Consider the following 11047-nt stretch of genomic DNA (forward strand, 5'->3'; position numbering starts at 1 on the left):
GTAACACCGCGTCTGCCTAGGGAGATGGGTGTTAGGCGGCGTAACACCGTTACGGGTGTCAGGCGGGTGTTAGGGCGGGGACGATGCGCCACCGGCCGGTGGTGTTCGTCTGCTCCAGTCGGCCCTCCACGGCGGCCTCCTTCAGCCGCAGGGACACCCAGGAACGGGAGAGGCCGTGCCCGTCGCACCACTCAAGGAAGTCCTTCGGGCCCACGATCATCTGACCGTTCTCCTCGAACTCCGTGAGGGCGTCGGCGAACAGCCGGCGCGCTTCCTGCGGGGTCGGCTTGCGGCCCGTCTCCTGCCCGAAGATCGGGGTGTCGTCGCCGTCCTCGGTGTCGGGGAGTTCGGCGTCGGGGTCGATGCCGGCGTCCTCGGGGTCGACCAGGCCGGCCGTGATGCCGTCGTCCACGTCGGTGTCCTCCAACTCCCGCCGTCCGGCGGGGACAGGTCCGGTGCCGGGGGCGGGGGCGTTCTGGTCGCGGCCGGTGTAGAGCTGTCCGGCGATCGAGGCGGCGGCGCCGGCGGTGACCGGGTCGACGGCGGCGCGGACGCTCGCGAACTCGCGGGTGACCCAGTCGAGGGCGACGGGGTCGTTGCGGTAGGTGCGCGACGGGGTCGACCACAGCGGGTCGTCGATGCCCCGGGCGACCAGGTAGCAGTAACCGGGCTTCTTGTTCCCCCACGCGCCGGGGTTCGCGCCGGCGTCGAGGACGTCGGAGGGCAGGGCGAACGCGGCGTCGCGTTCGTCGACCCCGAAGCACAGGGAGGCGGGGAGGGAGGCGCGGGTGTCGGTGCTGATCTGGTAGCCGGAGGCGCGCTGCATGGAGATGACCAGCCACACCCCCGCCGACCGGGCCTCTTGCGCGATGCCGGTGAACACGTCGTCGTCGACCGCGCGCAGGGTGTTGGCGGCCTCCTCGAACCACGTGACGAGGAACGGCATCCCCGCGCACCCGCACGCCCCGCCGGTACGGCAGGAGTGCGCGGGGTCGTTCTGCGGGCCGGCGGCCTCGGGGCACCAGGACCGGTAGCCGTGATCGCCCAGCCACTTCTGGCGGGCGGGGACGGCGGTGGCGGTCGCCTCGATCATGACGGCCGCGCCGTCGGGGGTGTCGACGACCCAGTCACAGGCGCCGAAGGCTTCCCCGAGGTCCTGCCCGCGTTTGGGGTCCGACAGCCACACGGCGACGTCCCGGCGGGTCAGCACCTCAGCGAGGACGTCCAGGGCACCTTCCGTCTTGCCGGAACCGGTGACGCCCATGATGAGGAGGTGGAGTGCTTCGAGGACGGGGAGCTGGAGTTCGCGGCCGTCGTCGTAGCGTCCGATGACCAGGGGTTCGGCGATCGAGCCGCCGGGGGCGGACGGGCCGGGCCACCACAGGACTTCCTTCAGCTTGTCCTCGGGCACGATGACCAGCTCCCCCTTGCGCGCCGAGTCCGGGTCGGGGCGGAAGCGCACGGCGTTCGGGGCGACGTCCAGCGCGGACGCGATACGCGGCAGGGCCTTGGCCATGTCGTCGTTGGTGCCCTCACCGGCTGGGAGGGCGTAGGGGACGGTGACCTTGTTCGGCTCCACCTTCGCCGTGCCCAGCGTCGTGCGGGCGAGCCCGACCTTCTCCAGCAGGCCCTTGTCGCCGGCGCCCTGGTCGGTGGTGGGGTCGACGTTGCGGCGCAGGACGGCGCGGATGTTCCACGACAGGGCCAGGGCCGGACCGCCCATCAGGTAGAGGTCCGGGATCGGCCCGGCGGTGGGTCCGGAGAGGCACGCGGCCGTGAGCCATGCCGATCCGGCCGCGACGGTGATCGCGGAGTGCAGACGGCGCTGTTCGCTGGTCGACTTCCCGGCCTTCCAGGCGGTTCCGGTGAGGAGGAAGCCGGCGGCGGTGAGGCCGACGCCCGCCCACGCGGACCCCTCCCACAGGACCGATCCGGCGGCGCCGGCGATGCCGAGTCCGCCGACGGTGACCCACGGGGGGAGGTAGGGCTTGACGCGGTGGAAGAGGTAGGCGCCCACGCCGGACGCGTTCGACGCGCCGGTGAGCTGTTCCTCGTGCCGGCGCTCGGAGTCGTGCTCAGCCATGCTGGTTCACCCGCCTTTCTACTGGTCGGTCCAGTTCATCTGCACGTTCTTGCGGGGCCGGGCGCGGTGGCGGACGCGGTTGATCTCTTCCTCGAACTCCTGCTGGAACACGGAGTAGGTGGCAGCGGCGGCGACGGCGGCGGCCTTGAACGCGTCGGCGGACTTCGACAGCTTCCGGGCCACGCGGCGGGCGCGCATCTTCGAGCCGAACGGCTTCCCGCCCGGGTCGGGCACCTGCCCGAGTACGCCCTGCATGATCTCGGCGGCCATCGACAGCTCGAAGGAGAGGCCGGTGGACAGGGCGCGCAGGCTGTTGCAGTAGTTCCGCACCAGCGCCGGGGAGGTGAACTCGGGGGCGGGGAGCAGGGACTCGGGGTGGACCCCTCCCCGCCCGCCGCCGGACCGTGCCCCGCCGGCCGCGCCGCCGCCGTTGTTCTTGCCGGTGGCGTTGACGTTGACGGTGAAGCCCGGGGAGAACGTCGCCCCGAAGCTCTTGTTGTTGACCTTGCTGGAGTTCTTCACACTGGCGCCGTTCGCGCCGCCGGGGAAGCCGGTGGTGGCCACTAGATGCTCTCCTCAGAACGGCCGGTGCGGGGACGGACGACGATCCACACGGTCTGCGCGGCGACCAACAAGAGCAGCCACAGCAGCGGGAGCGGCCCAGCGAGGGGGCCGAAACCGGCGGCGAGGCTCAGCCACACGGCCGCGAGGGTCGCGAGCGCGGACAGACCGGCACGCCACAGGACGACCGATCCCTTCGCGGGACGGCGGCGCTGCACGACCCACAGCCACACCAGCGGGGCGAGGGCGAGCGGGGTGAGCAGCAGGGACGACCACCACGCCAGCAGGTGAAGCACGCCCGAGAGAGGGAGTGCCGTCAGGGCCAGCGCGGTGGGGGCGAGGGTGCGGCGCGAGCGCCACAGGGCACGGCCCGCCCAGCCGGCGGCGAGGCGGGTGAGGGTGGGCCGTTCGGGGACGACGATGACGACCTGTTCCCCGCGCCGGCCACGCTGACGGGGGATGCGGAGGGTGTGGACGCCCGCGGCCGTTTTCACGGTCCGGGCACGGGTACGGCTGGACATGGGCAAGGCTCCCCTTGCTCGAAGGAAACAGAGGCCCGGACGCGCGCTTTGGACGGCTTGGCGTCCGGGCCTCTGCGCGTGGGAAAAGTGCTGTTCAGAGCTGGTTGGGCTCCAGGGAGAAGAACAGGATGGTGAAGCCGCCGTGGCCGACCTCGCCGACGACGTGACGGCGGACGATGTCGAAGACCTTGGCCCGGGAGTCTCCGGGGGCGACGTTCACGGTGTTCGCGAAGGTGGCCGTTCCGCCGTCCCTGAGCTGCACGGTCATGATGAAGAAGTACGGCGTCAACGCGCCGGGGTCGGCCGGGCTGTCGTCACTCACGGCATGTCCCCGTTCAGGCGGTGTGGTCGGGGTGGGCGGCGGCGATCTCCTGCCAGCGCCGGGACTCGCCCGGTGTCGCGCGGGTCAGCCGGACCGTGAACGAGCAGGCGGTGCAGCGGTGGGTGGTCGTCGACCAGGACTTGTCGGCCTCGCACCCGCGTTCAGGAACACGACCAGACAGGCCAGGCACAAGGCCCCCAGGAACGGGAGCGGCACGCCGTAGCCGGCCAGGTCGAAGCCGACCGCCACGGTCAGCCACACGGCGCCCACCGTGGCGGCGGACAGGACCAGCCGTCGGACGAGAGTGGGTTTCACCAGGAAGTTCCCTTCGGGCATGGGACGCCCCCGGCCCGGTGCCAAGGGGCGGTTCGGGGTGGTGAGTTCAGCTCTCCGGGTCTGCGCGGCCGGTCTGCGAGGGTTCCGCTCGCGGCCAGCTCTCCGGGTCTGCTTCACTGGTGTCGACTGCTTCCGGCAGTCGCAACGAGGGCCAGCCCAATTCGAGTGGGCTGGCCCTCATTGGTGTGTGCCGGGGGCAGGGGTTACGCGTCGGCGTCCTCGGAGTCGACCAGCGCGGCGTACGCCTTGCGCACCCGCTCCTCCTTCGCGGAGAAGCCGGCCGCGCGGTACGCGGCGAGAGCCCGGCGGTAGCTGAGCGGGGGATTCTCCGAGTGCCGCAGCCAGCGCAGGACGACCGTGAGCTGAGCCTCGCTCAGCGACTCGCCGGGCTGCGGGGTGTCGACGCCGGCCACGGCCGCCGCCTCAGCCAGCCCCGACAGGTCCACCGGACCGGCCCCGTCATCATCGTGGGAGGCGGGAATCTCAGCGGCAGGGGACACGGGGCCGACCTGCGGGGACACAGGGGACACGGGCAGGGACACAGCCGGGGACACAGGGGACACGGCCGGGGACACACCGGGGGACACAGGGGGTGTGTCCCCGCCGGACCACTCGCCCAGCACGCGGGCGAGGTCGTCGTCCGAGAACAGCGCCGGAACCTCCGGGACGACGCCGGCGCCGTCGGCGGGGTGCCTGTCGGTGACCTTCGCGAGGTCCGCAGCCGCCTTGTGGCGCGTCTTCTGCGCCTTGCCGCGCGCCCTGCGTTCCTCGCGATCGAGGGCGGCGGCGGTGGTCTGCCGGTCAGCCTTGGCGCGGGTGACCGCACGGCCCACGGCGACCTGGTCGCGGGTCTCGCTGCGGACGGCGTCGATCCGGCCCTGCGCGGCGGGCGAGATGCGGGTGGCGTCCCGCTCCACCGCCATCACCAGCGTCGCCTTGGCCGCGCCCGGAACGACCGCCCCGATCACGGCGACGACCGCCGTGACGTCCATCAGGCCGTGCGTGAACAGCACGCCGACCGAGGTGACCAGGAACAGCCACCCCAGCGTCGCGGGGAGGGTGCCGTTCGAGCCCTGCCGACGGTGCGCGGTCTCCATGGCCAGCGCGTACAGCCACACCGCGTCGTAGATGCCGGCCACCGTGTAGGCGAGCGGTTCCGGGGCCTGGCGGGAGAGGATCTCGCCGACCGCGTACACGGTCCAGCCCAGCGACAGGCCAGTCAGTGCGGCAGGGAGTCCCCAGTGGGCGGCCCTCCTGCCGACCGCGCGCCAGTCGGTTTCCTGCGCGTTCATGGTGACTCCGATTCCTGGAAGTCGTCGGGGTACGCGCACGGCACGCACAGCCCGAGCGAGCGGGGGATGACGTAACCGGCGTCGGCGAGGCACTGCGGGCAGGTGCGCCGCGCCCGCATCGCGCAGGCCAGCGCACGCCGCTTCGGCTCGGTCATCGGGCGTACCGGCAGCGCGAGATCGAGCCGGTAGAGGTAGGCCACCAGCGGGCCCCGCCGGTAACGCGGGCGCAGGACCTGCGCGGCGACCGGCTGACCACCGGGCCGAAGTCCGGCGGCGCGGAGCTGACGGCGAGTGGCGTAGCCGTCGGGCGCGTACCGCCACGGGTACGTCGGCACTCCGAACCGGGCGCCGCCCGGGTCGAAGCACTTAGCCAGTGCCGCCATCAGACCGGCGCCCCGGCGGGTGCGGCGTCGGAAAGATCGGCGTAACCGATCAGTTTCAGCAGCGCGCCCGCGTACTCGACGGACGCGCTCATCGAGACGTAGCCGTCGAACTCGCGGTACGTCACGCCGTCCGGGGTGATCCCGAGAACCTCCCGCCATGCCTCGAAGTCGGCGGGGCTGTTGTGCAGGCTCAGCTCCAGCCGCTCCGGATAGATGGCCGAGACGCCGATCGTCGGCGCGGGAAGCTCCGCGTAGTCCAGGGCCAGCAGCCGCACCGCCCGCAGCGGGGCGGCAAGGCCGTCCAGCGTCATCGCACCGTTCATGCCGCGACCCCCCGCCGCATCGCACGACGCCGGGCGAGGGGAACCACGTCGAACAGCTCCGGGTGCTCCTCGATCACCCGCGCGGCGAGCCGTACCAGGTCGTCGGGCAGGGTGGCGAAGTCGGGGTCGGACAGAATGTCGTGCGCCGCATCCAGCCGCGCCGCCCGCTCCACCTCGCTCTCACCCTCCACCCCCAGCCACAACTCCGGCGGCGTACCCAACGCCAGCTCCGCGAACTCGACCGCCGTAACGGCCACATGACCAGCAACGATGTGTTTCATGGGTCGGAATCTCCTTCTACGGGCAACGGCCCGAACCGCGTCCCCGGAGTAGCCGCTCCGGGGACGCTCGCCGTTTGAGGGGGATCACTCGCAGGCACGAGTGGTCACGGCCGCCCGACACCCGCAGCACCGGGGTGCGGCGGCATGCCGGGGACCGTGATCACTGGTACGCGGACCGGATCGGCTGTGAGCGCGCGTTCAGCGCACCAGCCAGGTGGCTACGGGCGCCGCTGGCCGGTCCTGCACGGCGGCGCCCACCTCGTTCGTCTCATCAGATCTCCCAAATCAGGGGGCGACGCCCCGGGGCACGGAAAAGCACTGCAAGGGGGACCACGTCCCCACACGCCGGCCGTTGCTCGCGGTCACCGGGCCACCTCGCCAGTACGGGCCGAAGCCCTGTTCCACCTGGCCTTTAGCGGGATTGCAGCGTCCCCGCCCTCTGCGTTTCGTGCACTCAGTCGGTTCGCCGAAGCGACCGACCGAGAGGAACATGTATTACGTGTTCCTCATCTTGCAGAGAGAAGTTCGCCGCGTCAAGCCCTTCGGCTGAGTTGGAGTTCGCGAGCCCCTCGCGCTCGATGTGCCTACAGATTGGCGCCGATGGGGGCGACGTTCGACTTCGCGTCTGTACGACTCGGGTCCTTCTTGGCTAGCGTGAAGTCGTACCAAGTCGTCCCTGGCAAGCGGAGGTTGGACGTGGCGAACGAACGACTGCGCGGCGCGATAGTCGACTTGGGCCTGACCCTCGATGAGGTGGCCGAACGGCTCGGAGTCGCGCCCAAGACTGTCGAACGCTGGATCAACGACCCTGCCCGCAAGCCGTATCGCCGCTTCCAGTACGCCACGGCTTCGCTTCTCAAGTGCGAAGTCTCGTACCTCTGGCCGGACGAACGGACGTCAGCCGAGGTGACGGCGTCCGGCAACGCGGAGTTGGCCAGGCTGTACCCACACCGGTCCGTCGTACCGCAAACCCTCTGGACCGACCTCTACGCCCAAGCGACCCGGAAGTTCGACCTGTTGGTGTACTCCGGGTTCTGGCTCACCGAGGACGCGACGTTCCACCGCATCGTGAAGGAGAAGTCAGCCGACGGGGTACCCATCCGCTTCATGCTGGGTGAGCCCACGGCGCCGGCCGTGGCCGTACGCGGGGACGACGAAGGGATCGGCGCGGCGATGGCGGGCAAGATTCGCAACGCTCTCGTCAACTACGGCCCGTTGTTCGGCCTGCCGGGAGTTGAGTTCCGCCTGCACGGTACGACGCTCTACAACTCGATCTATCAAGCCGATGACGAGATGCTCGCGAACGGCCACCTCTACGGGGTCGGCGCCTACATGGCCCCCGTGCTTCACCTGCGACGCGTCCCCGGCGGGGAACTCTTCGACGCCTACGCTGAGAGCGTTGAGAAGGTGTGGGAGTCGGCGCGGCCGATCTCCTCACCCACCGATTGGGAAGGCACGAACTCATGAGCCGGATCGACTACTTCCGCGACCCGAGCGCGCCCAAGGCCAACTCCGTCGTCCCCTCGGTGACTGCGGTGGTGCGGGACGACTCGGGGCGCCTGTTGCTCATCCACAAAACCGACAACGACTTGTGGGCACTGCCGGGCGGTGGCCACGACATCGGTGAACGCATCGGTGACACGGTCGTCCGTGAGGTGCTGGAAGAGACCGGCATTGACGTGGAAGTCGACAACATCGTGGGCCTCTACACCGACCCTCAGCACGTGTTGGCGTACGACGACGGGGAGGTCCGGCAACAGTTCTCCATCTGCTTCCGGGCCCACCCCGTCGGCGGCTCCCTACGTACGAGTAGCGAGTCGAAAGAGGTCCGCTGGATCGAACCGGCGGACCTTGACGGACTCGACATTCACCCTTCGATGATGCTGCGAATCAGGCACGGCTTGGACGACGTGCGACAAGAGCCCTACATCGGCTAACCGCCCACAGTGACCTTGGCCATCCGGTCCCCGACCCGCTTGGATGCGGCGTGGATCTCGGGGGCCGCGCGCTGGATGAAACGGCCGACGATCGTGTCCGGGCCGTACCGCTGCACGATCTCGTCGAGGCGCGCGGTCGGCGTCGTCTGCGTACCGTCTGGCGTCGTCGTCATGTCGCAGTAGAGCAAGGCATCGACCAGGTCGGGCCGCTCAAGCTCGAACTCGCTCTCCAGGTCGTGCCGGAGTCCGCGTTCCTCAGCTTCCAGCAAGGCGCACGAGTGGTGCGCCACAAGGCGGACGACCCGGTCGTCCGCGTTCTCCTGGTCCCGGAGGAACCGCGCGCCATCGAGCGGGTGGAAGCCCGTAACCGCGAGGGACGGCGAGTAGCCGATGTCATGCAGGACCGCAGCGGCCTCCAACAGCTCCGCGTCATCTCCGAGGATCGGTCCCAGGGACCGAGCGCGCCTAGCCACCCCCAGGGAGTGCTCCCACCTACGCGGAAGCGGATCGGAAAGCAGCGATTCAGAGAGCCCATAGGCCCACTCAGTCAGTCCCATGTCGGCCAAGGTTACGGCCGCGCGGCTGACGTAGGGAGGGCACGCACTGTCCGCCCCTTGCCGTGAACCGTGGCGAGCAGCCCGTTGCCTTCCATCTGCGCGAGTACCCGGCGTACCGCCGTACGTGATGCTCCGAACCGCTGGCACAGCTTCGCTTCGGACGGGTACGTGTCTCCTACTGAGAGTGAGTCCTCTTTGATCACGTCCGTCATGCGCTCCGCGAGCGACCGCCGGTCACCTTCCCGGACCACACGCCACCCGATCCCGGGCGCGGATTCGACAACCCCGTCAGCTTCGAGAACTTTGAGCGCGCGGCGGATCGTGTTCCGGGAGACATCGTGTGAGTCCATCAGGTCGGCCTCTGACGGCAACGCGTCAATGCCCTGCCCCGCCTGGATCTCGCTTCTCAGCGACTCCGCAATGACCAGGTACGTACCTCGCGGACTGCCCTGCGGCACGTGACCTCCCCTTCATCGGCCTCGTCGGCGTTCGGTGACGCCTCACTCCAGCTTCCCATGGGCGTGCTGCCGCTCAGTAGGTGCACCAGGGAATCCGACCATCAATGTTCGTACTGACGTTCGACTTTCCTCAAACCTCTGCATACCGACATTCCGCTAGCCATAATACCTCTATAGGAAGAGCGTCCCCAGAAAGGACGCTTTCATGGACATAGAGGGATAGATATGAGCGGGCAGCCCATCGTAGATGAAATGTCCATCATGAAGGCACTGCGATTGGTATTTCGCAGCAACGGGGAGGAAATCGGAGACTTCACCCTACGTGACCCCATTCAGCTGCCCGAAGGAAAGACAATCAGCGGCGCAAGCAGTACTGAAATCTCCGCAATCGTAAATCACCTCAACCAGGCAAAATCCAAGACCGAGAGCTCTTTCCAGTGGGAAAAAGAAGCAGAGTTTTCCTTGGTTTCGCTCGACTCAATCGGCGCCTTCGATAGATTTTTCGAAGACAAGACATTCACGGGTCAAGGCGACAATCCTGTGACTTTCAAAGTCGGTAGACCGTCCCGAGAGTTCGCCGCCTATCTGCTTTGCACAGTTGCGCAAAATCCTACCTTTCTGACATCGGCGAGAAACAGGATGATACTGAACCGACTCAGAGGCAGCGACCGACAGGATTTTGCGCTAGCGCGGAGCGGCCGCCCGCTCGAAGCTGAGTCACTTTTTGACCTACTTGCAGTGGGTTTTCGCGCTACCACATTGCGCATTACCGCCGCCAAAGCTCGCTCAGATTTTGAGACGCTTGCCAACTCTTTCCTATTCCATGCCGCTTACAACACCGATGCAGCGGCCCGAATCGGCCTAGAATCGATGTTTCGACCGCAGGCTATCCAGCGGGTCCGTAGGACCCAAACTGGCGCCCTTGACGCACCTCGGCAAACCTATGACGCGGACCTAGTACATCACTACCTCATGGGCGTCGCCGCAGAAATTCCCCTACTGGAATACCTGGCCTACTATCATATCGCTGAGCATTTTTTCGGGAAGGTGTTCAATGAGGATTTGATAAACCAGGTGCGGTCAGGTATCACCGATCCATCTTTCTCCGCGCGCCGAGATAAGGATATCCAGTCCATCGTTCGGACCGTCACCAAAATTAAAGGTCAGATCAAAGATGAGGGCGGGGTGAACGAGCAGCGTTCACTACAATTGGTGCTCGATAGATTCGTCAGCATTCCTCGCCTCGTAGCCGACCTAGACGCCTACGACACCAGCCTGGTCGACTACTATGCAAATAGCGACGTCCCTTTCGCCAACGCAAGCAAAGTAAGCATTCGCGCGAACGATGAGGAGGCAGTGCGCGGCGCAATCTCAAAAAGAATTTACAAAGTTAGGAATGCCTTGGTTCACGCCAAAGAAGGAGAACTGCCAAAATATGCACCCTTCGCGCACGATGAGGAGTTGGCTCGCGAAATTCCCCTGATGCGGTTTACAGCAGAACAGATCGTAATTGCACAGGGAAGGGTCCTGTGACCCCTCCAGACGCCCCTAAAGCCCTATCTCTCATGGAGCCGCCATGCCAATGTCCCACGCCGGCACCCTCGTACCCACGGACAGTGCCTCCGAGTCGTGGAACCTTCAGTGGAAGCTCATGTGTCCAGCCTGTGGAATCTCTGAGGTCGAACGAGCAGCCGCCGGAGGTGACCACGGGGCGGTAACCGTGCAGCCCGACAGGGACGACTACGACAGTCCCCTCGGCACCCGAGGCGGATACGTGCGGGTCGACCTCACTTGCGCGGCCGGCCACGGCTTCGCCCTCATTGTGGGCAACCACAAGGGCGAAGAGTTCGTTGGCGTCATCCCTCGCGTCTGAGTTGAGACCTCGGCTCTGGGGCCGCTCGTTGTCCTGGTCTTTGTCCAGTGCACCGACGAACGCCACCGTTCGCCGCCGTACGCGAACCCCCTCTGACCTGCCCCGCGAACCCCCACGGAC

The 11047-nt window shown here is 67.6% G+C and carries 14 protein-coding genes; 3 read left to right on the forward strand and 11 right to left on the reverse strand.

Annotation, left to right across the window (positions count from 1 at the left end):
* Positions 1–58: 58 nt before the first annotated feature.
* The 9 genes from traB to AOK24_RS00320 all read right to left on the reverse strand — a co-directional run bounded on the left by traB (position 59) and on the right by AOK24_RS00320 (position 6102).
* Positions 59–2083 (reverse strand): plasmid transfer protein TraB, encoded by a 2025-nt coding sequence (traB, locus tag AOK24_RS00285; RefSeq protein ID WP_055717984.1) that lies wholly within the window; start codon positions 2081–2083, stop codon positions 59–61.
* An 18-nt stretch (positions 2084–2101) separates the two neighbouring features.
* A complete protein-coding gene (traA, locus tag AOK24_RS00290; RefSeq protein WP_055717985.1) occupies positions 2102–2647 on the reverse strand; it encodes a plasmid transfer protein TraA in 546 nt (181 codons plus the stop codon).
* On the reverse strand, positions 2647–3165 hold the full coding sequence (locus tag AOK24_RS00295; RefSeq protein ID WP_055717986.1) for a hypothetical protein: 519 nt from the start codon (positions 3163–3165) through the stop codon (positions 2647–2649). The genes traA and AOK24_RS00295 overlap by 1 nt, the downstream gene beginning before the upstream one ends.
* Before the next feature lie 94 nt (positions 3166–3259).
* On the reverse strand, positions 3260–3487 hold the full coding sequence (locus AOK24_RS00300) for a hypothetical protein (protein WP_055717987.1): 228 nt from the start codon (positions 3485–3487) through the stop codon (positions 3260–3262).
* A gap of 13 nt (positions 3488–3500) precedes the next feature.
* Positions 3501–3677 carry a hypothetical protein gene (locus AOK24_RS48235; RefSeq protein ID WP_159051755.1) on the reverse strand — a complete coding sequence of 59 codons (177 nt, stop codon included), beginning with the start codon at positions 3675–3677 and terminating at the stop codon, positions 3501–3503.
* A 349-nt stretch (positions 3678–4026) separates the two neighbouring features.
* On the reverse strand, positions 4027–5115 hold the full coding sequence (locus AOK24_RS48240) for a hypothetical protein (RefSeq protein WP_055717988.1): 1089 nt from the start codon (positions 5113–5115) through the stop codon (positions 4027–4029).
* Entirely contained in the window at positions 5112–5498 is a 387-nt protein-coding gene (locus tag AOK24_RS00310) for an RRQRL motif-containing zinc-binding protein (protein WP_055717989.1), read from the reverse strand. Before AOK24_RS00310 ends, AOK24_RS48240 begins: the two co-directional genes overlap by 4 nt.
* The gene (locus tag AOK24_RS00315; protein WP_055717990.1) at positions 5498–5821 is read right to left on the reverse strand and encodes a hypothetical protein; all 324 of its coding nucleotides are present in this window, start codon (positions 5819–5821) and stop codon (positions 5498–5500) included. Before AOK24_RS00315 ends, AOK24_RS00310 begins: the two co-directional genes overlap by 1 nt.
* A complete protein-coding gene (locus AOK24_RS00320; protein WP_055717991.1) occupies positions 5818–6102 on the reverse strand; it encodes a hypothetical protein in 285 nt (94 codons plus the stop codon). The genes AOK24_RS00315 and AOK24_RS00320 overlap by 4 nt, the downstream gene beginning before the upstream one ends.
* A gap of 696 nt (positions 6103–6798) precedes the next feature.
* On the opposite strand from AOK24_RS00320, the gene AOK24_RS00325 reads away from it, so the two are divergent.
* Together AOK24_RS00325 and AOK24_RS00330 are read left to right on the forward strand one after the other, a co-directional pair.
* Complete coding sequence (locus tag AOK24_RS00325) at positions 6799–7569, forward strand: helix-turn-helix domain-containing protein (protein WP_055717992.1); 771 nt, start codon at positions 6799–6801, stop codon at positions 7567–7569.
* Entirely contained in the window at positions 7566–8039 is a 474-nt protein-coding gene (locus tag AOK24_RS00330) for an NUDIX domain-containing protein (RefSeq protein ID WP_055717993.1), read from the forward strand. Before AOK24_RS00325 ends, AOK24_RS00330 begins: the two co-directional genes overlap by 4 nt.
* On the opposite strand, the gene AOK24_RS00335 is transcribed toward AOK24_RS00330, so the two are convergent.
* Positions 8036–8596 (reverse strand): HD domain-containing protein, encoded by a 561-nt coding sequence (locus AOK24_RS00335; RefSeq protein WP_206191114.1) that lies wholly within the window; start codon positions 8594–8596, stop codon positions 8036–8038. The genes AOK24_RS00330 and AOK24_RS00335 overlap by 4 nt on opposite strands.
* 11 nt (positions 8597–8607) lie before the next feature.
* On the reverse strand, positions 8608–9054 hold the full coding sequence (locus AOK24_RS00340) for a GntR family transcriptional regulator (protein WP_055717995.1): 447 nt from the start codon (positions 9052–9054) through the stop codon (positions 8608–8610).
* A gap of 252 nt (positions 9055–9306) precedes the next feature.
* Between AOK24_RS00340 and AOK24_RS48245 the strand changes: the two genes are divergently transcribed.
* Positions 9307–10587: a hypothetical protein gene (locus AOK24_RS48245; protein WP_159051756.1), complete on the forward strand. Its 1281-nt coding sequence runs from the start codon at positions 9307–9309 to the stop codon at positions 10585–10587.
* The last annotated feature ends 460 nt before the right edge of the window (positions 10588–11047 follow it).

Origin of the sequence: Streptomyces niveiscabiei, assembly GCF_001419795.1 — a bacterium.
Taxonomy (GTDB): Bacteria; Actinomycetota; Actinomycetes; order Streptomycetales; family Streptomycetaceae; genus Streptomyces; species Streptomyces niveiscabiei.